We start from the raw sequence: 22,890 nt of genomic DNA, 5'->3' as shown, positions 1-22,890 counted from the left end.
TTGGTTTTAATCTTGATATTTTGGATCCATTTCAAAGTCTTCCATGAACTTGGTGGTATAATTACCAGCCAAGTAATCTGGATGTTCCATAAGCTGTCTATGGAATGGAATGGTGGTTTTTACTCCTTCGATCACAAACTCATCCAAAGCTCTTCGCATTTTGTTGATGGCCTCCTCCCTGGTCTGGGCTGTAGTAATCAACTTGGCGATCATGGAATCGTAGTTTGGCGGAATCATGTACCCACTATATACGTGGGTGTCCAAACGTATTCCGTGACCTCCTGGGGTGTGCAAAGTGGTTATTTTACCTGGAGATGGTCTAAAGTCGTTATAAGGATCTTCCGCATTGATTCTGCACTCAATGGAATGCAATTTTGGCAAGTAGTTCTTTCCAGAGATTGGAACGCCTCCAGCTACTAGAATCTGCTCTCGAATCAAATCGTAATCCACCACTTGTTCCGTAATGGGATGCTCCACTTGAATACGGGTGTTCATCTCCATGAAATAGAAATTTCGGTGTTTGTCCACCAAAAATTCCACGGTTCCAGCACCTTCATACTTGATAAATTCAGCGGCCTTGACAGCAGCAGCTCCCATAGCTTCCCGAAGGGAATCTGTCATAAATGGCGATGGGGTTTCTTCTGTCAACTTCTGGTGCCTACGCTGCACGGAACAATCACGTTCAGATAGGTGACAGGCTTTTCCAAACTGGTCACCTACAACCTGAATTTCAATATGTCGAGGCTCTTCAATAAGCTTTTCCATGTACATGCCCCCATTGCCAAAAGCAGCAGTGGCTTCTTGAACCGCACTCTCAAAGTTGCTTTCCATCTCATCTTCGGACCATATGGCACGCATTCCTTTACCTCCACCTCCGGCAGTGGCCTTGATCATAACGGGATAACCCATTTTCTTGGCCGTCTTTTTAGCATCATCCACATCTTTCAACAAACCGTCAGACCCGGGGACGCAAGGTACACCTGCCTTTTTCATGGTCTCTTTGGCGGTTGCCTTATCTCCCATTTTATCAATTTGTTCCCCAGACGCACCAATGAATTTAATCTCGTGCTCTGCACAAATCTTGGAGAATTTGGAATTTTCAGAAAGAAAGCCATATCCTGGGTGGATGGCGTCGGCATTGGTGATTTCCGCAGCCGCTATAATGTTGGGAATTTTCAGATATGATTCATGACTAGGTGCCGGTCCTATGCAAACAGCTTCGTCTGCAAATCTCACGTGAAGACTTTCCTCATCCGCCTTGGAATAAACCGCTACGGTCTTGATTCCCATTTCCTTGCAAGTTCGAATAATTCGAAGGGCAATTTCTCCCCTATTTGCAATCAATACCTTTTTAAACATAATACCTTGAATTTTCAATGCTCAAATTCCAAATTCCAAAGCGTTTGTTGGTATTTGGAGCTTGGGTATTGTGATTTAAATTAAGATGGGTCAACCAAAAACAAAGGCTGATCAAATTCAACTGGTGAGGAATCTTCCACCAATACCTTTACAATTTTACCAGAGACTTCGGATTCAATATCGTTGAAGAGTTTCATGGCTTCAATAACACAAAGAACATCTCCTTGGCTAATGGAGCTACCCACCTCAACAAATGCCGGTTTATCCGGAGCAGGTTTTCTATAAAAGGTTCCTATGATAGGAGATTTGATGGTGATGTATTTCGAATCATCCGCTGCAGGTTCTGGAGAACTGGCTGCAGGAGCGGGCGCTTCAGGCGCAGCAGGTGCAGGAGCAACAGGTACTGCCGGAGCCTGCGCCATTGGAATTTGTTGAACAATAGTGGTCTCTGGAGTAGCAGTTGTGCTACCTGTTCGGATGGTGATTTTTACGTCTTCCATCTCCAGCTTTACCTCGCTGGCACCAGATTTGGCTACGAACTTGATTAAACTTTGAATTTCCTTAATGTCCATGGAATATGATTTAGTTAGTTGTGCAATTTATGGATTGTACGCCCATTTTAGATAAATGGCCCCCCAGGTAAAACCACCCCCGAAAGCGGCAAAAATTAAATTGTCGCCTTTCTTAAGTTGCTTTTCATAATCGTGCAACAACAAGGGCAGCGTTGCCGAAGTGGTATTTCCGTATTTATGTATGTTGATCATTACTTTATCGTGCTCCAAGCCCATTCGTTTGGCAGTGGCATCTATAATTCTTTTGTTGGCTTGATGTGGCACCAACCAGTTGACATCCTCATGGGTAAGTCCGTTACGTTCCATAACCAGAGCAGAAACGTCGGCCATATTGGACACAGCAAACTTAAAAACAGATTTCCCATCTTGATTGACAAAATGCTGTTTGTTCCTCACCGTTTCTTCGGAAGCCGGAAGAATAGATCCACCTGCCTCGATTTTCAAAAACTGACGCCCCACACCATCGGTACGCAAATGTTCATCCTGTAGCCCCAAACCTTCATCATTGGCCTCAAAAAGTACGGCTCCTGCACCATCACCAAAAATGATACACGTGGTACGGTCCGTATAATCTATAATGGAGGACATTTTATCTGCCCCTATCAACAATACTTTCTTGTATTTGCCAGACTCTATATAACTAGAGGCAGTAGACATCCCATATAAAAAACTAGAGCATGCAGCTTGCAAGTCATAGGAGAATGCATTGGTAGCCCCAATTTCAGATGCTACATAAGCTGCTGTTGCTGCAACGGGGAGGTCAGGGGTGGCTGTAGCCACCAACACAAAATCAATTTCCAATGGATCCAGCCCGCGTTTTGCAATTAAATCTTCAGCGGCCTTAATGGCCATGAAAGATGTGCCTTGGTTCTCCTCTTTTAAGATTCTACGTTCTTTGATTCCTGTTCTGGTAGTAATCCATTCGTCGTTGGTATCCACCATGGTTTCCAACACTTTGTTGGACAATACAAACTCCGGAACATACGCCCCCACAGCTGTAATAGCTGCCGTAGTTTTCTTCATATTAGTGTCTTTTTTTGTCAAAAACGTCCAAATTTGACCCAAAAGCTGTGAAAAATAGTCATTTTATATGACTTTTTATGCAGAAAAGGGTTTTTTTGGATTTAAGTATGATCCATAAAAAAACTCCCGCTGTAAATCAACGGGAGTCGTAATTTCTTTGTAAGAAATCCGCCATTAGGCAGCAGTTTCCTCTTCGGTTTTGTCAATCAACACTTGACCACGGTAATACAACTTACCTTCATGCCAGTGCGCTCTGTGGTACAGGTGCATTTCTCCTGTTACAGAATCTTTTGCAATAGTAGGGGCAGTGGCCTTATAGTGGGTTCTTCTCTTGTCCCTTCTGGTTTTTGATATTTTTCTTTTAGGATGTGCCATTATATAACCTATTTATCCGTTAATAACTTCTTTAAGTCGTCCCATCTGGGATCTGTTTTATCTGATTCTTCCTTGATTTCTTTTGGCTGAAGTTCTTCCAGCTTGTCCAAGATTTCCGATTTCAATGATCCGTCCTCAACGCCGGGATGAACCCGTTTGGGAGGTACTGCCAAAGCCAACATTTCATACACGTATTGGGCTATGTTGATGCGGTACTCACCATGGGGAATAATCAATATTTCATCGTTCTCATTATTGTACTCCTCCCCAAATTTGATAACCAGTTTTAAATGCGATGCAATGGGCAAATCAAAAGGTTCACCTGTTAAATCACAATCAACATTTACTGTTCCTTCCGCTTCCAGCTCCAACTCCATCATATTGTTCATCTTGTCCAATATGGCGGTAAGTACTATTGCGGCAGCATTAAATTCTTGGTATTCAAAAGATTCAAAGAACGTATTGTCAATTTTGTACTCAAACGTGTGCTTCCCCAACTTCAATCCTGAAAAAGGAATAAAAAACTCCTTTAGCTCCATCATATATACACTTAAGGTTTGTGTACCAGCCCCATAAAGGCGGGGGCAAAGATACTACTTATTTATAAATCTACAATTCCAAAACCATATTTATGGCCTTGTTCTGTAAATTTTAACTTGCCTTTTTTGTCTTTTGTTTTTGCAGGGGATTTTTATTGAGCTTTATATACTCTTCCCTGTTCCGTAAAACCTGTATGGCGGCAAACACAGCTTCCTTGAACGAACTCTCATCTGCTTCTCTCTTCCCTGCAATCTCATAGGCGGTTCCATGATCTGGAGAAGTCCGTACCTTGGACAGTCCAGCGGTATAATTCACCCCTTTGCCAAAAGAGAGTGTTTTGAATGGAATAAGTCCTTGATCGTGGTAGGCAGCCAACACGGCATCAAAATTTTCATGGGTGTTGGAGCCAAAAAAACTGTCTGCCGAATAAGGCCCATAAGCCAGAATACCTTTGTTGAACAGATCTTGCACCACAGGTTTAAGAATTTTATCGTCTTCCTCCCCAATAGTGCCATTGTCCCCGCTATGCGGATTGATTCCAAGCAACGCAATTTTAGGTTTTCTGATTCCGAAATCCATTTTGAGGGAATTGACCATGGTAGAAACCTTGTCCCTGATCAACTTTGGGGTTATGGCCTCGGCAACATCCTTAACGGCTATATGATCCGTTAACAATCCTACGCGCAACGAATCGGCCACCATGAACATTAGGCTCTCCCCATTTAACTCTTGGGCTAGAAAATCGGTATGGCCGGGAAACTTAAAATCTTCAGCTTGGATATTGTTTTTGTTGATGGGCGCTGTGACCAGCACATCAATTTTATCGGTCTTTAGGGCTTGCACTGCGGCACGAAGGGACTTGATCGCATATTTGCCCCCTTCTTCAGTTGCTTTTCCAAACTCAATTTTGGGAACTTCCTTCCACACATTTACGATATTGATTTTTCCCTCAATTACTTGGGATGCATCCCTAACCCCGTTGAAACCGACATTCAATCCCAATTCATTCTTTTGTTGGGAAATGGTCTTGTTGGAGGCAAAGATTACAGGGGTGCAAAAATCCATCATACGGGAATCCAAAAATGTCTTTAGAGCTACCTCACAGCCAATCCCGTTTAAATCCCCTATGGAGATTCCAAGTTTTATTTTTCCCTTTTCCTTCATATAATTTATGCCGTTATGGCTACATTTACGCTACAAAACTACTCAATTAAAAAGATTCATGTTTACAGGTATTATTGAGACCTTGGGAAGGGTAGAAAAGTTGGAAAATGAGGGCGATAATCTGAATATTACCATATCCTCCAAAATAACCCCAGAACTTAAAATTGACCAAAGTGTGGCCCATAATGGAGTGTGCCTTACCGTGGTCAAAAAAGAGGGGAATGCTTATACGGTAACCGCCATTGAGGAAACCCTGAACAAGACCAATTTGGGGGAACTAAAGGTTGGGGATCAGGTAAATCTTGAAAGGGCCATGGTATTGGGCGCCCGATTGGATGGACATATTGTTCAAGGTCATGTGGACCAAACCGCTACTTGCTCGGCATCCGAAGAAAAAGACGGAAGCTGGATATTTACCTTTCAATACGATTCGGGTTTAAATAATGTAACCATTGAAAAAGGATCTATAACGGTTGATGGGGTGAGTTTGACCGTTGTCGATTCAAAAAAGGACAGCTTTAGCGTGGCCATTATTCCCTACACCCACGAGCATACCAGATTTAATGCCTATAAAAAGGGAACTATCGTCAACTTGGAGTTTGATGTGATTGGAAAGTATGTGGCTCGTCTGTTGGATGTGAGAGGCTAGACTCAAGTCCAAGACAAAATAGCAAGCCCGTGTTCCATTAGCCCTGCCGTTCAAGATTTCGATTCTTAAATCTAGACCTTAATAAAGATTTTCCTTTTGTACATCACATAGGCCAATAGGCAGTAGAAGGAAACCACAGCAAGACCGTACAGCATGGATGAGAATTTCATGGACATGAAATCATGCACAAAGACGGTGTTGAACAGCCAACCATGAACCGAAGTCTCCCCATCCACTTTAATCAGATAAAACAACTTGGTGATAAAGCTGGATAAAAAGTAAACAACAATTGCGTTTGCACCTGCATATCTGAACACACTTCCAAACTGGATTTTCTTTACATCGGTAAGGAAATAAATCAAAGCCAAAAATATATTGGCCCAACCTGCGGTTACCAGCACAAAACTACTGGTCCAAAGAGCTTTGTTGATAGGAAAGGCAAGGTCCCAAAGATGTCCCAAAGCCACTAGTGCGGCACCCAAAATCAACATGAGTCTGGTTTTGTCCTCCCTTTTTGAAGTCAAAATTAAGCCCGTAAAAATTCCCAACAACGAACTTACAATGGCAGGAATGGTACTTAATAATCCCTCAGGGTCGAAGTCGGGTTTGTAGTTATGGGTGCCAAAAATTTGCACATCCAAATAGTTGGCAAAATTGTTGGGAGCCCTTTCCAAGGTAGAAGCCACACCTTCAACTGGAACAAGGGTCATCAAGGCCCAGTAGCCCAGTAATAGAGCAACCGAAAGCCCAATAAGTTTTTTCCAATCAAGATTTAAAAACAGGATGGCTGCAAAAAAGAAAACAACCCCAATGCGTTGCAAAACGCCTGGAAAACGGATGGCTTCAAATTCCTTGATAAAAGGAAAACTTATGGTAAAAGCGCCAAGAAACAATCCCAGCCCTATAAGCTTAAGACTTCTGATGGTAATCTTTTTATACGTAGCGGCTTCAGCCTTTTTGTTTTTATAGGCAAACACAATTGAGGTTCCCACAATAAACAGGAAAAATGGAAACACCAAATCCGTTGGGGTATATCCATGCCATTGGGCGTGCAAAAGTGGGGCATATACATTGGACCAAGTTCCAGGGGTGTTTACCAGAATCATCAAGACAATGGTCAAACCCCTAAAAATATCTACTGCCAGAATCCTGTTCTTCATACCGTCTTATAATATGTTATCTTTCATTTTACCCCAGACCCGAATAAGCAAGAGTCCAGAAACCAATGCTATGACAGACATGATAATTGCCGAGGTGGTCTTGCCATAGATCCAATGTCCTGTAGAGAACATTAGGGAGTAAATCAATACTACCCCCAGTAGCATGGCACCGATTCCTGAAGGCACGGTCCACTTTTCTCCTTTGTCAATCTCAATTCCAGAATCTTTAGCTTCATCAACCACCTTACTCCAACCAGGGCCTCCAGGTTGTATTTTTTTGTAGAAGGATTGCAAGACTTCTTTGGATTCCGGTTGTGTTACAAAGGTGGCCGTTAACCAGATAATACTGGTAACGATCATCACAAATGGAATTTCTCCCCAATCTGGAAAAACGCCCCCATCTGTGGCAAACAACATTGGTCCCAATGGGGTCGCTTTCAAAAGGATGGACAAGATTCCTGATGCGAACATGGCAGAAATCTCCGTCCAGGCGTTAATTCGCCACCAGAACCATCGAAGTATAAAAATGAGACCTGTTCCTGCCCCAAAAAGCAAAAGCATATCAAAAATCTGCATGGCGTTTTGCATGGCCAAGGCCAAAAAGGCACTTAACACCATCAATATTACGGTGGACAAACGGCCTACGTTTACCATTTGTTTTTCCGTAGCGTCTGGATTGATTTGTTTCTTGTAAAAATCAAAAACGATATAGGATGATCCCCAATTCAATTGGGTGGAAATTGTACTCATATAAGCGGCTACCAAGGAGGCCAAAACCAGGCCTAATAGCCCGCTGGGCAATTTGGTCAGCATAGCTGAATAGGCCAAATCATGACCCAGTTTATCTTCACTGACGTTTGGAAAGGCCTCGGAGATACTGGCGATGTCCGGATAGACTACCAAGGAGGCCAGGGCTACCAAAATCCACGGCCAAGGTCTTAGTGCGTAATGCATGATATTGAAAAAGAAGGTGGCGCCAATGGCATGATTTTCATTTTTTGCCGCCAACATCCGTTGCGCAATATATCCACCCCCACCAGGTTCCCCGCCTGGATACCAGGAACTCCACCATTGCACGGCCAGTGGAATAACCAACAAGGTAATCACCATTTTGGTATCGCTAAGTTCGGGTAGTATATTCATTTTGGACTTTACCAAGTCATTGGACATCATGGCACTGACTCCTCCCACTTCCGGAAGGTTCACAAGATAAAAAGCCGCCCCAATAGCACCAACCATGGCAACAAAAAACAGGAGGAAATCGCTATAAACAACGCCCTTAAATCCACCAAGCGCACTAAAAACAACCGTAATCAATCCTGCGCCAACCACCGTTACCCAAGGCTCCAAATCCAACATAACCCCACCAATCTTTATGGCTGCCAGGGTTACCGCCGACATGGTGATCACATTGAATATCAATCCGAGATAAATGGCTCTAAATTTTCGCAAAAAGCTAGCAGGCTTTCCTCCATATCGCAGCTCATAAAACTCAAGATCTGTTTTGACATTTGATTTACGCCATAGTTTGGCATAAACAAAAACGGTCAACATCCCTGTAAGCAAAAAACACCACCAACCCCAGTTGCCGGAAACCCCTGTGTCACGGACAAAATCGGTTACCAAATTGGGTGTGTCCGTTGAAAAAGTAGTGGCCACCATTGACATTCCCAGGAGCCACCAAGGCATGCTCCGACCCGATAAAAAGTATTCTGATGAGTTTTTTCCAGATTTTTTGGAAACGTACACACCTATGAAAAGTACAATTGCGAAAAATCCGAAGATTATGAAATAATCTAATGTTTGTATGTCCATTTGGTTAAAGTTGGTTAACCACTAAAGGTATGATTTTTTGGGATACCTTTGCCCATTGTTCGCTAAACATCAACTTTGACCCTATCGACAACATTGGAGCCTTCTTTAATGGCTTGGAGCCTAGCTTTTAGTGCTACTTTCCTTATGGGAACGTCCAAAGCAGGGCTCAAAGGACTTGCCACTTTTAACGTGACTTTGTTCGCACTAGCGTTTGGAGCACGGATGTCCACGGGATTGATCATCCCCTTGCTGATAGTGGGAGATATTTTTGCGGTTATTTACTACAATCGCCACACCCAATGGAAGTATATTGTTAAGTTTTTGCCTTGGATGCTATCCGGAATTTTGATTGGGGTCGTACTTGGAAAGGACTTGCCGGAACAAGAATTTAAACTGGGCATGGTGATCGTTATTTTTATCAGTTTGGGACTCTTGATTTGGTGGGACAAACGTAAATCGAGCCAAATACCTACCCATTGGTTGTTTGCGGGACCTATTGGAATTATGGCGGGAATTTGCACCATGATCGGGAATTTGGCAGGGGCCTTTACCAACATATTTTTTCTGGCCATGCGGCTTCCAAAAAACGAATTTGTAGGTACAGCTGCCTGGCTGTTTTTTATCACCAATCTCTTTAAACTTCCCTTCCACATTTTTGTTTGGAAAACCATCACTTGGGAAACCTTACTTATAAACATCAAGTTGTTACCCGCAATAGCACTAGGGCTCATTACAGGGGTTTTGGTGGTAAAAAGGATCAATGATAAAAACTACAAACGTTTTATTTTGATTGTTACTGGGATTGGTGCCGTAGTTATGTTGATCAGATAGGGCTATCCGTTGTTTAATTCTTCAGAAAGCTTTTCCAAATCTGCTTTGGTCAAAGGTTTGGTTATATATCCCTTGATAAAGTCGTATTGTTTGGAAAGATTCAGGTCCTCAGGGGCGATTGAAGATGTAAGGATATGGATTTGGACTCCTGTTTTGATTGCGGCGGGACCATCTTTTAATTCTTCCAATAATTCCCAGCCGTTCATTACGGGCATATTGATATCCAATAAAACCAACTCAGGTAAATTTGAAGGAATTTCTGCCAATTGTACCAGTTCTTGGTATACTTGAAGCCCATTTTCAAAATGCGAAATCTCATCGGTCAATCCAGAGCTTTTGATCAACACCTCCGCCACTTCACGAAATACAAAGTCGTCATCTACCACAAACACCTTGGGTTTTGTCATTGCTTGCTGTTTTTGGGATTTGGAAAAGTTAGTGTAAAAATGGCTCCCTGACCTTCCTCGCTCTGTGCGGATATTTCGGCATTCATGGCATCCATTTGATTTTTGGAAATGAACAGCCCTACACCTTTTGCATCCTTGTTGCCGTGAAACGTTTTGTACATCCCAAATAAGTTTGATCCATGTTTTTCCAAATTGATACCCTTGCCATTATCTTGGAAGGAAATGATGGTCTGATGGATTTCGGCTTTGGCTTTTATTTTTATGATCAGTTTCTTTTTGGGATTCCGATACTTCAAGCTATTGGTCAATAGGTTTAAGAAGATGCTGGAGATATAGGCGCTTATGCCATATATCTTAAGATCTTTTGGCACTGCTAATTCAATGCTGGGTTGGATTTCGTCAATATGGGCATTTATACTTTGCAACACGCTGTCCAAAGTTGTTTTGATGGAAACCCATTGGGATTTTTGGTTGTGGTCTGTTTGAATTTTGATTACCTCGTTCAGTTGTACCACGGTTTCATCCAACCGCTCCGAAGATATTCGAATCATCTCCAGAAAGCGTTGTTGTTTGGCAGGCGCAATATCATCCAACAACATTCCTGTAAGCATGGAAAGATTGCTGGAATTTGACCGAAGGTTGTGTGAAACAATGTGGGCAAAGTTCAACAAGCTTTTGTTTTGTTTTTCGGTGGTATTCAATAATTGCCTAAGACGATTGTCCGCTTTTTTAATTCGGGAAACATCGGTATTGGCACCTATCATTCGCAATGCCGTTCCATTTTCATCCCTAAAAACTTTTCCTTGACCATGGATATGTCTAATGGCCCCATCTGCGGTGATTATCCGAAATTCTGTGTTGAAGTCCTTTTTACCCGCAATGGCAAGCTCTACCTCTTTTAGGCTTTTCTCCTTGTCATCTGGATGAATGGTCTGTTCCCAGGCGGCTACTTCACCACTGAACTCGTTTCTGTCTATTTGGTAGAGATCGTACATATTGTCGTCCCAAACCAAAATGTTGTTTACAATATCGTAGTCCCAAATGCCAATGTTGGAACTTTCAACGGCTACCCTCATACGATCCGTAAGCACCTTAATTTTATCGTTGCTTCGTTTGGATATATCGATGTCCTTGAATACCCCAAACAACCTCGCAGCTTTTCCATTGATCATTTCCGCTTTACCAATGGCCCTGACCCATTTCTCATTGCCCTTGGCGGTTACTATGATGAGTTCAACGTCGTAGGGAGTTCCATTTTCAATAGCTTCGGAAACCACCTCAATTATTTTATCGCGATGCTCTCCTTCCTTATAAAAGTTAATACCGGTCTCCAAGTCCGGAACAAAATCGGAAGGAACCTCATGGATTTCCTTGGTCATCTCGGACCAAAATATCTTGTTGTTGACCAAATCCACTTCCCAACTTCCTATTCTTGCGGTCTTTTCCGCTTGTAGTGACAGATCTAATGCAATTTTCTTTTTGGTAACGTCATCAAAATATATGTAGTAATGAGCTGATTCAGAAGATGGATGTAGTACCATCTTGTACCATTTCAATTCGTTTTTTCTGGTGATGTGCGTTATGAACTCGTTAATTTGTGTTTTCTGAAAGCGTTTGCTCTTTTTAATTTTAAGAAGGGATGGTGGGAGTTCACGAATTACAGTTTCCAAATCCAAAAAACCCTCCTTGGGGCGTTCCATTCCAAAAAATTTATAGAAGCTATGGGAACAAGCTTGGATATTCATATGCTGGTCAACCATTACAATGGGGAAGGGCAGGTTTTGGATGGTAGACAGGGGTTGTTCAGTAATTTTCATTGGGCTTGTAAAAAGCATTAAAAATCAAACGTAGGAAAATTCCTAATATTGTACGATTGGATTGGCCAAAACCTGGCCCGCATATTTTAAAATGACATTCCACTATGGTATTTATGCGGACATTGTTTTTCAAACTTGCCCACTTAGTCTAATTTTAAGGTTTAAATAAAAGATTATGGATTTACAGGGAAAAGTGGCCTACATTACAGGTGGAACCAAAGGGATAGGACTTGGTGTTGCCAAATGCCTTTTGGATGAAGGAATGAAGGTAGCTATCAGCGGAAGAAGCCAAGAAGGGGTTAAAATGGCCGTTGAATTATTGGGAGATAATGAAAATGTTCTGGGAGTTCAATCTGACGTGACCAAGCTGCTGGATGAGCAGCAGGCGGTAGAACAGATTCTGGGACATTGGGGCCGATTGGATTTGGTCTTAGCGAATGCTGGGGTCGGTCATTTTGCACCTGTGGATGAGCTTTCTGAAAAAGCGTGGGAACAAATGATCAACACGAATCTCAATGGTGTTTTTTACACCTTAAAGGCTTCTGTGGAGGCACTAAAAAAGTCCGAAGGTTATTATATGACCCTGGCCAGTTTGGCAGGCACCAACTTTTTTCCTCAAGGAGCTGGCTATAATGCCACAAAATTTGGTGTAGTGGGCTTTACCCAGGCTGCCATGTTGGATCTTAGAAAATATAATGTCAAAGTAACCACCATTATGCCTGGCTCGGTGGCCACCTATTTTAATGGAAATGAGCCTTCTGAGAAAGACGCATGGAAGATTCAGGCTGAAGACATTGGAAAATTGGTGGTAGACCTGCTTCAGATGCATCCGAGAACCTTGCCAAGTAAAATTGAGGTAAGACCAACTCGCCCTGACCTAAAATAATCAGGATTCCTTTTCAGCAAAGGCCACTTTTGGATCACAAATTTCAAGAATAATCTGATGGAGATAACTTTCAAAGGTGTGCATGGTCTCTCGATTGATTGAAGTACCTGAAGTGGAAAACGGGAGAAATCCATGCTTTAAATTTTTAAAGGAATACAACCCGGCAATAAGAGTTTCTGTACTGTGTTTGCTATGGTACAAATAGGCATAACATAGCAGTTGAAAAGCTTTGCTTTTGTCATAATTGGAAATTAGGCTGTCCCAATCTTTGATTTTTACATGGGACGGTTCAACCCTTCCGGTTTTGTAATCCACGATCCGAATGGTGCCATCCACCTGGTCTACTCTATCCAATGTCCCTTTTAGTTTGACGGGAAAATCCAGAGCAGGGATGTTCAAGGTTGACTCGTACTTTTCTTCCAACGCGAGGATTTTAACCTCATGTTTTTGAAGCTGTGCCATTTCCATATCCATGAAATTCTGAAGGTACTTTAGAATCACATGGTAAACTAGAAGGTATCTTCCTTTGTTGATATCCACCCCTGGAAGGGTTGATGCAAATTGGGAAGACACCACTTTTGGAATTTGGGCCTGGAGTGATTCCATGTCAGCTTTTTCAAGCACCTTATTGATCAATGGGCTGTACAGCACCTCCAAACTATCGTGAATTATGGTACCAAAGGTGTTGGCCGCAATGGATTGTTCCACCTCCTCGGCATCATGGATTTTAAGAATGTTCTTCTTGTAGAAATCCATGGGATTTCTAATGTAATTGGTAATTGATGTGGGAGAAAAACCATTACTGGCAAAGGTTCGGATGTCCTCCACCAATAAGTTGCTTTTTTCAATTTGTGGGAGGGACGAAGCATCGATTTTCAATTCTGGCGAGGCAATGGAGTGCGTTATAAAGCGCGATACGTTCTTATCGGTTAAGAGCTGGGAAATCAATCGGCTTTTTTCACCACCCTCCAATACATCGGGCTCTGTATTATAGATAAGGTGTACATTTTTGGCCCTCTGGATCAGTCGATAAAAGTGATATGTATATATGGCATCTTTTTCCTTGTAGGTGGGCAATCCAAACTCCCTTTTAACATCAAATGGAAAGAAGGAGTTGCCAGATTTTCCTGCTGGTAGAATGCCTTCGTTGACAGAGGCAATGATGACTGTTTCAAAATCCAAATTCCTACTTTCCAACATCCCCATAATCTGTAAACCGGAAAGCGGTTCCCCTATAAAGTCTGTAGTTTCCAAAGCTGCCAATTGCTTAAAAAAGCTTTTTACGGATTTTAGCTGTTTGATGAAGTTAACGGACTCAATATGTTGTTTGAGTTGATTGAACAACTTATGGAATCGATATAGATACTCCAGTTCCATAAGGTCGTTTTGTTCTTGGCTTATGGTCTTTAACTTTTGGATGAGTTGGAGACATCGGTTTATCCAATCCAATGGAGTTGCAGGATTGGCGGGAAACAGCAAACCCAAGAGCTCTGATAGGCCCGAATACTTCTCAAGATATTGGTGATTGAGATAAAGCCTGTTGTGTTGCTTGATATCTTTGGCGATTGACGCAAGGGCATCCACCTTTTCAGAAGAAGAAAGTGAAAGGCAAAATGGATTGGAGAAAAAGCTGAGGACATCTTCAAAAAACCACCCTTTTTCGGATTGGGCCAGTTGAAGATCCAAAAAAGATAAAAAGAAGGAATACAGAACCGTTTTGTTCAATGGGAAACCCATGGTAATGTTCACCTTGGAAATGGAAGAAGGAAGGGTCTGGAGCATTGGATTGAGCAACGATTCGTCTGCCAGAACCAAGGCCGTATCGCGAATACCATCTGAGGTGCTATCTTGTATTTCCGCCAAAATATTTCCTACATATTGGGCTTGGCTGATACTTTTTGGTACGCCGGTTATGGATATGTTCTTCTGGGTTAAAAAGTTTTGATGGACGCCTTCCAGTTCATTTCGTTGATAATAGGGCCAAGCTTGCTTGTAGTTCCTAATAAATAGTCCGGCATCGTGGATAGAGCTGTCAAGAAAATAAGCATCTATGTCCCAATAAATGTGATTGGCGGGACTATCCAAATAGTGTTGAATGATTAAGGCCTCGGCGGTATTGAGAGCGTTGAACCCAATGAATACAATTGGTGCTTCCTGAAAGATGGAATGGCCAGTATCTATATGCTTTGCGGCCCATCGGTACAAAAGACCCTGATAGCCCTTTTGTTGCGCTATAAGAGTTTTGGTAAAGGCCTCATAAATCGTGCTCAGATTGTTCCAAAGTGCGAGATAGTTCTTGACCAATTCAGATTTGTCCTTTTGCATGGACCAATGATTAAGTTCCTTTATGGCCGATAGATAATTAAGAATTTCGTTTGGCGGAATAAGGTACCGATCTATTTCATTAAAATCCTGAAGCAGGATCTGTCCCCATTTCAGAAAAGTGTCAAAGTCATCGTGCTCTTTAATTTCGGTCTTTTTATAGACCGAATAAAGCTCGAGAATAAGATCTACGTTGGAAGCTTGGGTCAGCCCCGAGATTTGGGTCACAAAATCTTCAATGGCTAGCACATTTGGGCTAAAAATGTTCTTCCCAATGATTTGCGCCATATGTTTTTTAAGGAAGGTCCCTGATCGCTTACTTGGAAGTACATAGGTGCATTCGGTAATGGAGACACCTTTTTGCTGAAGATCATTTAATACGTATTCAAGGAAGCTTTGTTGCATGGACTAAAAATAAAAAAGGCTCCCGACATTGTCGGGAGCCTTTTTTCAAGGAAATCTAAATTCCCTTTATTATTTGATCAAGTTGATTTCAACTCGTCTGTTTTGCGTTCTACCAGCTCTTGTGTTGTTGGTAGCGATTGGCTTGTCTTCACCGTATCCGATGGCAGTCAATCTACCAGCATCGATTCCTTTGTCAATCAAGAAATCACGTACAGAGTTAGCTCTCTTCTCAGATAGAGACTGGTTCAATTTAGCGCTACCTACGCTGTCAGTGTGACCTTCAACAGTAAACTTAGCGTTAGGATACTCGTTCAAAATTTGGATGATGTCAACCATTACTGAAGTAGACTCAGCTTTGATGGAAGATTTACCAGTATCGAACAAGATAGTTCTAGCGTAGTCGTTCAATTGCTTTTGAACTTCTTCTGTTACTTCAGGGCATCCGTTGTTGGCAACAGTACCAGCTACGTCAGGACACTGATCGTCTTTGTCAAGAACGCTGTCACCATCTCTGTCTGGCCAAGGGCATCCGTTGTTCTCAGCAGGACCAGCTTCGTTAACACACTGATCATCTCCATCTCTTACACCGTCACCGTCAGCATCAGGACAACCTGCCAATGCAGCAAGACCAGCTTCGTTAGGACAAGCATCGTCTTTGTCAGCAATTCCGTCACCATCGGTATCAGGGCAACCGTTCATTTCTTTGGAACCAGCTTCGTTAGGACAGCTATCCTTGCTATCTTCGATTCCGTCGCCATCAGCATCAGGACAACCGTTGAAAGCTTCCAAACCAGCAACCTCTGGACAAGCATCGTCTTTGTCATAGATTCCGTCACCGTCAGTATCAGTTCCACCAAATTTGATGCTAATACCTCCCATGTGTTGGAAATGTCTTACCAAGAAATCTTCGAAAGCATGCTTGTATTGAGTTTGTAGGGTAAGACCAACATTTTCGGAGAACCAAATGTTAACACCAATACCACCATTTACCGTACCAGCACCAATTTCATCAACCCAAGTATAACCACCACCGATTTCAGCAAAAGGATCGATAGTTGTGTTTTTTAGGAAGTTGTATTTGATGGTACCATCTACAGCATAGTGAGAAAGGTCGTCAATGGATTGGTCACCATTCTTTTCAAGTCTGTTCAAAGAACCTCTTGCTCCAATAGAGAAACCATCCCCTATATATTTAGAAACAGCCACATAAGAAACGGAAGGCAAAATATTCCAGTGATCAGATACATTGAAATACTCATCGAACAAAGTAGTACTTGAGAACGGGTTGTCCTCGTCGTTGGTTGGGTAAGTGTCAATGGCGTTTACCCCAAAACTGATCTGCCATGGATTATTCTCGTCTTGCGCTTGTACGTTGTTAAAGCCCAAAAAGACTAGGGCAACAACTAATAATTTGCTAAGATGTTTCATGCTCAAAATTTTAAGTTTAAGTGTTTATCAGCAGCAAATGTAAGTTGTTAAGACTTATTAACAAAATCAAATTTTCTTTTTTTTTGGTGCATTACATAGAAGTTTTAGTGCAGTTCAACGATTTTTAAAGCTTTTCCAACTTCGGTGAACGCTGCTATGGCTTTGTCCAAATGATGCTTCTCATGCGCTGCGGACAACTGAACCCTTATCCTTGCCTTTCCCTTGGGGACTACGGGATAAAAGAACCCAATCACATAAATACCCTTTTCCAGGAGCATATCGGCCATTTCCTGGGACAACTTGGCGTCATAGAGCATTACCGGAACAATGGCGGAATCCCCATCTATGATATCGAATCCGGCCTCTTTCATACCTTTTTTGAAATATTCCGTGTTCTTTTGAAGCTTATCCCGTAAGCTGGTGTCTTTATCCAGCATCTCAAACACCTTAATGGAAGCGCCCACTATGGCAGGGGCCAAGGAATTGGAGAAGAGATATGGACGTGAACGCTGTCGCAGCATTTCTATAATTTCTTTTTTACCCGTGGTATAACCTCCCATGGCACCCCCAAGGGCTTTGCCCAAGGTTCCTGTAATGATATCTATTCGGTCCATTACACCTTTTTCTTCCAAGGTGCCCCTGCCGGTTTCTCCAATAAACCCAGCAGAGTGGCATTCATCAATCATGATCATGGCATCATACTTATCTGCCAAATCACATATTTGGTCCAATGGGGCCAATAGGCCATCCATAGAGAACACACCATCTGTAACTATAATTCTGAACCGGGAACCGTCTTCATGGCTCTGCTTAAGTTGGGTCTCAAGATCGGCCATGTCGTTATTGGCATATCTATAGCGTTTGGCTTTGCATAATCGAACCCCATCTATGATGGAGGCATGGTTAAGGGAATCTGAGATAATGGCATCCTCTGCGGTCAACAAGGGTTCAAACACCCCGCCATTGGCATCAAAGGCAGCAGCATATAATATAGTGTCCTCGGTACCGTAAAAATCAGCAATCTTTTGCTCCAGTTTTTTATGGATATCTTGGGTGCCACAGATAAAGCGTACCGATGACATCCCAAAACCATGAGTGTCCAAGGTATCCTTGGCAGCTTGAATTACCTCTGGATGGGATGAAAGCCCCAAATAATTGTTGGCGCAAAAGTTGATTACCTCCTCTCCAGTGGATATTTTGATGACAGCATCTTGTGGGGAGGTAATAATGCGTTCCTTCTTAAAAAGGCCCGCTTCCCTAATGTTGTCCAATTCTTGGGTCAAATGTTGTTTTATAGTTCCGTACATAGTTTTTTGTTTAAAGGAAAAGGGGTTTTATTTCGTGATCAATATATACAATAATAAGATGCTCAAGCGTAAAATCCATGGCTTTTAAAGCATCTGCATATTCCATGATTTGTTCGTGGTGCGAAGGGGCGGGTTTACCTGTTTTGTAATCAATAATGCTAGCCTTTCCATCTTTGATGGCGATTCGATCGGGCCTTAGGGTTTTACCATTGCCCAGAAGGATTTCCTGCTCGTTTAATATTTGGTAGGCCAAGGAAAAGTACTCCCTGAGTTGGGGGTGTTCAACCACCGCTATAATTTTTTCTTTGACATATTCCGAATCGGCCGCCGTAAGCTGGCCTGATACCTGAAGGTCATTTAAAACTGAAGGAACATCATCCGCAGTCTTAATTTTGCTCAAGGCATGGTGAACCAAATTGCCAAGTTCTATCGCTTCCCTGCGTTCATCATCCCACAGATGAACAGATCTGGTGGAAATGGCAAATCCAGTATCCTTTTCATCTTTTGTTACCAATGGAATACCGCTGCTCGGCATGGTCGGTTTCTCTTGTTCCTTATCCCTATGGGTCAATTCCCCAAAAGTATACTTCCCTTCCTTGTTTTCTTCCAATCCTTGTTGATCAAGGAAATATTGGAACAAGTTGAAATAGGAGTTGGATTGTTCCAAGCTGTTTACAGCTTTGTCCGTTTCGGAGATAACAAAAAGTCCTTTTTCGGCTCGGGTCAAGGCCACATAAAGTACATTTAGGGCATCCAGTTCGGTTTTTTCCATTTCCTCCAAGTAGTTCTTGGAAGTGATCTCGTTGTACTGGAGCATTTCCTTTTTTGTATTGATGAGGAATTCGTCCAATCCAAGTTCTTGTTCCTTTGAGGAAGCACCCACCCAAGATTTCTTTTGCTTTCTGGGGTCATGGATCAAGGCATTCGCAAATGGGAAAATCACGATTGGAAATTCAAGCCCCTTGGATTTATGGATGGTCATGATTTTGACAGCTTCAATATGTTCCGGTGCTGCAATGGATAGCTTGTCTTTTTTCTGCTCCCAATACTTAAGGAAGGCATGTATACCCGGACCTTCCCTCTTTTCAACCAACAGCACTTCGTCCAACAGAAAAACCAAATAGGCTTGGGATTGATCCGCTAGCTTAAAATGTCGAATAGCCTTTTCCAAAATGTTGATTGTAGGCTGGGTCTGGAGCTCATTCATGGAAAACCCGTAAGATTCCAAAAGTAATCCCGTTATGTTGTTCAGATGACCTGAGATAAATTGATGGGGGTCAGAAATGTCTTTGGATAGATAGTACAAAAGCGAATAGGCAGCCTCTTGATCCGCTGGATTTCCCATGATCTTCAACAGAGAAATCAGAAAGCCCACAGTGGAGTTGTTTTTCAACAAAAGCGATTCTGATGAAACCACAGGAATTTGATTTTCGGATAGAAAGTTGGCCAAGAGCATGCCATGGTCGTTTTTCCGAACCAAAATGCAGATGTCGGAATATGCATAATCCTTGGATTGTAGATTCTTAATGGTCTTGAGCACCTGCTGACACTGTTCTTCCGCCTTATCATCAACCTCCTTGTCCACAAAGGAAAATTCAATATAACCCCCTTGTTTGTTGTTGGTCTTCTGCTGGCATCCTTCCAAGAAAAGATTGCGATATTCCATATTCCTTAATATAGGTGCAACGGTGCTGAAAAATTGGTTGTTGAACTGAACGATTTCACTGTAGCTCCTCCAATTGGTATCCAAAGCAAATGTAGAAGGGCCAACAGAAAAGGGTCTGGATTTGCCGCTGATCAGGTTTAGGAACTGCTCCGCTTTGCCCCCTCGCCATCTGTAAATGGCCTGCTTAACATCCCCAACCAAAAAAAGGGTGCCCTGTTCGTTTTTCTCGTTCACGCTTTCCAGAGCATTTCCAATTAAGGGAACCAGATTTTCCCACTGCACTTTGGAAGTATCTTGAAACTCATCCAAAAAGTAGTGCCTGTACTTTTCACCCATCCGCTCGTAGATAAAGGGAACGGGTTGGTTCCTGACTTCTTTGGATAAAAGCGAGTTTAAGGCAGAAATGGGAATGATTTCGCGATCCAGTTCAATGTTCTTGATTTCCTTGGCGATTTCACTCAGCAAGGTCAGGGGAACAATGTTGCCATAAATGTTACGCAAATAATGGCGTTGGTACAGTGTTTTCTTGATGGTTTGATAAAGATCAAGGATAAAGGTGGCCAAATGGGAACTATCCCGCTTGTCTGAAGTTTTTAAAAGTCTGCCAGCTTCAAGGGACTCTTCCAGTTTGTTGGCGTAAAGTACTTTGATGTTGAATTCCTTCCCACAGATTTTCTTGAAGTGGTTGGGGAGCGTCTGTCTGGGGAAATCTTCAGGAGCAAATCCTTGCTTTTCAATTTCCTGTAAGACCAAAGTGGCCTGTTGGGTTGCGGAGGTCTCCAAAGCAGCAATTTGTTTGGAAATCTTTTGTTGGACTTCCTTAAAATCCTGAAGGGTTTTGGCTTCCAATGCAGCAATATGGTCGGCATGATCTTCTTGAAAAAGCAGCTTGCCAATTTCCATCAAATCATAGGAAACATCCCAACTTTTGTCCTCATCAATTTTTTCCAGGGAAAATGCAATGAGGGTTTTGGTCAAGGCTTCATCGCTGCCCGCTCGTTCCAATAATCTGCCTACGGCCTCGTGCAATAATAGATCGGTATCCAGCTCCACTTCAAAGCTTTGCGAAAGCTGCAGGTCGCGGGCAAAGGTTTTGATGATTTTATGGTTGAACTTGTCTATGGTGGAAATCTCAAAAAAGGAATAGTTGTGCAAAATCCGTTGCAGTACCGTTTGGGAACGTTGCTGCAATTGTTGTGGACTCAACGCAAGTTCCTCTCGAATTTCATTAAAAAGCGAAGATCTCTTTTCAGGGGGTATGTCCAATCCAAAACTATACAGGCTTTCCAAAATCCGCGACTTCATTTCACCCACCGCTTTGTTGGTAAAAGTGATTGCCAATAGCTGCCTGAATTTGGATGGGGAGCCATCCTTTAACAACAGTAAAAGGTACTCCTTGGTCAAAGAATAGGTCTTGCCGGATCCGGCTGATGCGCTGTATATTTTAAATTGGGGAGACTCCAAAACCATTTTCCTGCAAATTACGGATTACCCGCCTTAAGTTAATCTCCGAGAGCATGAAATATATCCCATAAAGCCGTATTTTTACAGGAATCAATAATAACTTAAAAACAGTACAATTATGGCTTTTGAATTACCAAAATTACCCTATGCATACGATGCCTTGGAGCCACATATAGATGCCAGGACCATGGAGATACACCATACCAAGCACCACAACGGCTATACCACCAAATTAAATGGTGCAATTGCCGGAACGGACTTGGAGGGACAGTCCATAAACGACATCCTTTCCAACTTGGATATGTCCAATGGTGCGGTTAGAAACAATGGTGGAGGTTTTTACAACCATTGCCTTTTCTGGGAAGTAATGTCGCCAAATGGTGGAGGTGCCCCAAGTGGGGATTTGGCTGCTGCCATTGATGCGGCATTTGGCTCTTTTGATGCGTTCAAGGAACAGTTCAGTGCTGCTGCCGGAACTCGATTTGGATCTGGATGGGCATGGCTTTGTGTGCATAAAGGAGGGAAGCTGGAAATCTGCTCCACACCCAACCAAGATAATCCGTTGATGCCGGATACAGGTTGTGCAGGACATCCCATTTTGGGCTTGGATGTTTGGGAACATGCCTATTACCTAAACTACCAAAACCGCAGACCTGACTATGTTGCCGCATTCTTTAATGTGATCAATTGGGATAAGGTAGCGGAAGGATATGCTTCCAATAAATAATAGTTAAACGTACTTCCGTCACTTCGAGTGCCCCGAATTTACTTCAGGGCGTATCGAGAAGTGGAGACTGAATAAAATTACATGATTATAGAGGCCGCACTAGCGGCCTTTTTTTTACGTCAGTTCGAGTATCCCGAAATCTCTTCGGGATGTATCGAGAACTCCTTTATAAGGCAAGTGTCATGACATCTCGACTACGCCCGTCTGTCGACAAAGGCAGGCTCGATATGACCTTTTCTTTTTAAATCAAATTTCCTCTGCAGATGAGCTAGGGTGTATTAACCCAAAACCTCCATCCGTCAATTGAAAAGGGGCATTCGTCAATTGGGAGACTCTTGGCCAAGCGCATTGCACTTCTTTTAAAGTCTAAACCAAGGAGGTGAGGAGTAGAAGGATTTTCAACCTGTTATTTGCGATGCTTATTTTCTCTTGCGGCAATGACGATAGCCTTAATGACCCTAAAGGTAAGCAGACCCAAATTGAAAGTGTGGAACCGATGAGCGGCGCAATAGGCGAAATTGTGGTTGTTGAAGGAAAAGATTTTGGGGATTTGATGGAAGAAAATACGGTGAAATTTAATGGCCATATAGCCTCTATCATAACTGCGAGTACAACAAGATTGGTAGTAACGGTTCCCAATGGGGCAAAGAGCGGCCCAGTAACTGTAAAGGTTGGGAGTAAGACAGTAAAAAGTGATACTGACTTTGTTGTAAAGCCCTAGGCGGTCAATTGGCTTAGTTCAGAAAAGCAATACTGTAATAGTAAAATATTTTTTTTGGGGTAATTGGATTTTTTTTCAATTAGGGGCGTCTTTGGCGTCCCTTTTTTGTGCTTAAATACCCCAAATAGAAAAGGGCGAGGAAGCCCTCACCCTTTTCGTCCCAAATCTTACCATAAACTTAACCTACTTATGCTATGGCGAAACTAAATTACTGGTATTGTGAGAAATAACAAAAGTTTTTGCAGAATTTTT

At 42.5% G+C, this 22,890-nt stretch carries 19 protein-coding genes; 5 read left to right on the top strand and 14 right to left on the bottom strand.

Annotated elements, in window-relative coordinates; genetic code table 11:
• Positions 1–6: 6 nt before the first annotated feature.
• The 6 genes from accC to pdxA all read right to left on the bottom strand — a co-directional run bounded on the left by accC (position 7) and on the right by pdxA (position 5,033).
• On the bottom strand, positions 7–1,359 hold the full coding sequence (gene accC / locus ACOOE0_RS04545) for an acetyl-CoA carboxylase biotin carboxylase subunit (RefSeq protein ID WP_420401289.1): 1,353 nt from the start codon (positions 1,357–1,359) through the stop codon (positions 7–9).
• 80 nt (positions 1,360–1,439) lie between these two features.
• Positions 1,440–1,931, bottom strand: coding sequence for an acetyl-CoA carboxylase biotin carboxyl carrier protein (gene accB, locus ACOOE0_RS04540; protein ID WP_420401288.1), 492 nt, complete (start codon positions 1,929–1,931; stop codon positions 1,440–1,442).
• A 27-nt stretch (positions 1,932–1,958) separates the two neighbouring features.
• A complete protein-coding gene (locus ACOOE0_RS04535) occupies positions 1,959–2,954 on the bottom strand; it encodes a beta-ketoacyl-ACP synthase III (RefSeq protein WP_420401287.1) in 996 nt (331 codons plus the stop codon).
• Positions 2,955–3,128: 174 nt separating this feature from the next.
• The gene (gene rpmF / locus ACOOE0_RS04530; protein ID WP_138837132.1) at positions 3,129–3,329 is read right to left on the bottom strand and encodes a 50S ribosomal protein L32; all 201 of its coding nucleotides are present in this window, start codon (positions 3,327–3,329) and stop codon (positions 3,129–3,131) included.
• Positions 3,330–3,337: 8 nt separating this feature from the next.
• The gene (locus ACOOE0_RS04525; protein WP_420401286.1) at positions 3,338–3,871 is read right to left on the bottom strand and encodes a YceD family protein; all 534 of its coding nucleotides are present in this window, start codon (positions 3,869–3,871) and stop codon (positions 3,338–3,340) included.
• 109 nt (positions 3,872–3,980) lie between these two features.
• Entirely contained in the window at positions 3,981–5,033 is a 1,053-nt protein-coding gene (pdxA, locus tag ACOOE0_RS04520) for a 4-hydroxythreonine-4-phosphate dehydrogenase PdxA (RefSeq protein ID WP_420401285.1), read from the bottom strand.
• 58 nt (positions 5,034–5,091) lie between these two features.
• Here pdxA and ACOOE0_RS04515 point away from each other — a divergent pair, with 58 nt between their 5' ends.
• The gene (locus ACOOE0_RS04515) at positions 5,092–5,682 is read left to right on the top strand and encodes a riboflavin synthase (RefSeq protein WP_420401284.1); all 591 of its coding nucleotides are present in this window, start codon (positions 5,092–5,094) and stop codon (positions 5,680–5,682) included.
• 71 nt (positions 5,683–5,753) lie between these two features.
• Here ACOOE0_RS04515 and ACOOE0_RS04510 read toward each other — a convergent pair whose 3' ends face one another.
• Together ACOOE0_RS04510 and ACOOE0_RS04505 are read right to left on the bottom strand one after the other, a co-directional pair.
• Positions 5,754–6,842 (bottom strand): acyltransferase family protein, encoded by a 1,089-nt coding sequence (locus ACOOE0_RS04510; RefSeq protein WP_420401283.1) that lies wholly within the window; start codon positions 6,840–6,842, stop codon positions 5,754–5,756.
• Between the two features lie 6 nt (positions 6,843–6,848).
• Positions 6,849–8,657: a sodium:solute symporter family protein gene (locus ACOOE0_RS04505; protein WP_420401282.1), complete on the bottom strand. Its 1,809-nt coding sequence runs from the start codon at positions 8,655–8,657 to the stop codon at positions 6,849–6,851.
• 75 nt (positions 8,658–8,732) lie between these two features.
• On the opposite strand from ACOOE0_RS04505, the gene ACOOE0_RS04500 reads away from it, so the two are divergent.
• Positions 8,733–9,488, top strand: a complete 756-nt coding sequence (locus ACOOE0_RS04500; protein ID WP_420401281.1) for a sulfite exporter TauE/SafE family protein — start codon at positions 8,733–8,735, stop codon at positions 9,486–9,488.
• Between the two features lie 2 nt (positions 9,489–9,490).
• Here the strand turns inward: ACOOE0_RS04500 and ACOOE0_RS04495 are convergent, their stop codons facing one another.
• Positions 9,491–9,895 (bottom strand): response regulator, encoded by a 405-nt coding sequence (locus ACOOE0_RS04495; protein ID WP_420401280.1) that lies wholly within the window; start codon positions 9,893–9,895, stop codon positions 9,491–9,493.
• Positions 9,892–11,712, bottom strand: a complete 1,821-nt coding sequence (locus ACOOE0_RS04490) for a PAS domain-containing protein (protein WP_420401279.1) — start codon at positions 11,710–11,712, stop codon at positions 9,892–9,894. The genes ACOOE0_RS04495 and ACOOE0_RS04490 overlap by 4 nt, the downstream gene beginning before the upstream one ends.
• 175 nt (positions 11,713–11,887) lie before the next feature.
• Here ACOOE0_RS04490 and ACOOE0_RS04485 point away from each other — a divergent pair, with 175 nt between their 5' ends.
• Positions 11,888–12,598 (top strand): SDR family oxidoreductase, encoded by a 711-nt coding sequence (locus ACOOE0_RS04485; protein ID WP_420401278.1) that lies wholly within the window; start codon positions 11,888–11,890, stop codon positions 12,596–12,598.
• Here ACOOE0_RS04485 and ACOOE0_RS04480 read toward each other — a convergent pair whose 3' ends face one another.
• The 4 genes from ACOOE0_RS04480 to ACOOE0_RS04465 all read right to left on the bottom strand — a co-directional run bounded on the left by ACOOE0_RS04480 (position 12,599) and on the right by ACOOE0_RS04465 (position 21,130).
• Positions 12,599–15,325 carry a PD-(D/E)XK nuclease family protein gene (locus ACOOE0_RS04480; RefSeq protein WP_420401277.1) on the bottom strand — a complete coding sequence of 909 codons (2,727 nt, stop codon included), beginning with the start codon at positions 15,323–15,325 and terminating at the stop codon, positions 12,599–12,601.
• Between the two features lie 69 nt (positions 15,326–15,394).
• A complete protein-coding gene (locus tag ACOOE0_RS04475; RefSeq protein WP_420401276.1) occupies positions 15,395–16,753 on the bottom strand; it encodes an OmpA family protein in 1,359 nt (452 codons plus the stop codon).
• A 104-nt stretch (positions 16,754–16,857) separates the two neighbouring features.
• On the bottom strand, positions 16,858–18,060 hold the full coding sequence (gene kbl / locus ACOOE0_RS04470; RefSeq protein ID WP_420401275.1) for a glycine C-acetyltransferase: 1,203 nt from the start codon (positions 18,058–18,060) through the stop codon (positions 16,858–16,860).
• Positions 18,061–18,070: 10 nt separating this feature from the next.
• On the bottom strand, positions 18,071–21,130 hold the full coding sequence (locus ACOOE0_RS04465; protein ID WP_420401274.1) for a UvrD-helicase domain-containing protein: 3,060 nt from the start codon (positions 21,128–21,130) through the stop codon (positions 18,071–18,073).
• A 178-nt stretch (positions 21,131–21,308) separates the two neighbouring features.
• Here ACOOE0_RS04465 and ACOOE0_RS04460 point away from each other — a divergent pair, with 178 nt between their 5' ends.
• Positions 21,309–21,917 (top strand): superoxide dismutase, encoded by a 609-nt coding sequence (locus tag ACOOE0_RS04460; RefSeq protein ID WP_420401273.1) that lies wholly within the window; start codon positions 21,309–21,311, stop codon positions 21,915–21,917.
• Positions 21,918–22,296: 379 nt separating this feature from the next.
• A complete protein-coding gene (locus tag ACOOE0_RS04455; RefSeq protein WP_420401272.1) occupies positions 22,297–22,638 on the top strand; it encodes an IPT/TIG domain-containing protein in 342 nt (113 codons plus the stop codon).
• The last annotated feature ends 252 nt before the right edge of the window (positions 22,639–22,890 follow it).

Origin of the sequence: Flagellimonas sp. (genome assembly GCF_965215805.1) — a bacterium.
Classification (GTDB): domain Bacteria; phylum Bacteroidota; class Bacteroidia; order Flavobacteriales; family Flavobacteriaceae; genus Flagellimonas.
This window is presented reverse-complemented; position numbering and strand designations above follow the sequence as displayed.

Coding starts and splice junctions, on each gene's coding strand:
- accC (WP_420401289.1), bottom strand. CDS start 1,359: ATGTTTAAAAAGGTATTGATTGCAAATAGGGGAGAAATTGCCCTTCGA.
- accB (WP_420401288.1), bottom strand. CDS start 1,931: ATGGACATTAAGGAAATTCAAAGTTTAATCAAGTTCGTAGCCAAATCT.
- ACOOE0_RS04535 (WP_420401287.1), bottom strand. CDS start 2,954: ATGAAGAAAACTACGGCAGCTATTACAGCTGTGGGGGCGTATGTTCCG.
- rpmF (WP_138837132.1), bottom strand. CDS start 3,329: ATGGCACATCCTAAAAGAAAAATATCAAAAACCAGAAGGGACAAGAGA.
- ACOOE0_RS04525 (WP_420401286.1), bottom strand. CDS start 3,871: ATGATGGAGCTAAAGGAGTTTTTTATTCCTTTTTCAGGATTGAAGTTG.
- pdxA (WP_420401285.1), bottom strand. CDS start 5,033: ATGAAGGAAAAGGGAAAAATAAAACTTGGAATCTCCATAGGGGATTTA.
- ACOOE0_RS04515 (WP_420401284.1), top strand. CDS start 5,092: ATGTTTACAGGTATTATTGAGACCTTGGGAAGGGTAGAAAAGTTGGAA.
- ACOOE0_RS04510 (WP_420401283.1), bottom strand. CDS start 6,842: ATGAAGAACAGGATTCTGGCAGTAGATATTTTTAGGGGTTTGACCATT.
- ACOOE0_RS04505 (WP_420401282.1), bottom strand. CDS start 8,657: ATGGACATACAAACATTAGATTATTTCATAATCTTCGGATTTTTCGCA.
- ACOOE0_RS04495 (WP_420401280.1), bottom strand. CDS start 9,895: ATGACAAAACCCAAGGTGTTTGTGGTAGATGACGACTTTGTATTTCGT.
- ACOOE0_RS04490 (WP_420401279.1), bottom strand. CDS start 11,712: ATGAAAATTACTGAACAACCCCTGTCTACCATCCAAAACCTGCCCTTC.
- ACOOE0_RS04485 (WP_420401278.1), top strand. CDS start 11,888: ATGGATTTACAGGGAAAAGTGGCCTACATTACAGGTGGAACCAAAGGG.
- ACOOE0_RS04480 (WP_420401277.1), bottom strand. CDS start 15,325: ATGCAACAAAGCTTCCTTGAATACGTATTAAATGATCTTCAGCAAAAA.
- ACOOE0_RS04475 (WP_420401276.1), bottom strand. CDS start 16,753: ATGAAACATCTTAGCAAATTATTAGTTGTTGCCCTAGTCTTTTTGGGC.
- kbl (WP_420401275.1), bottom strand. CDS start 18,060: ATGTACGGAACTATAAAACAACATTTGACCCAAGAATTGGACAACATT.
- ACOOE0_RS04460 (WP_420401273.1), top strand. CDS start 21,309: ATGGCTTTTGAATTACCAAAATTACCCTATGCATACGATGCCTTGGAG.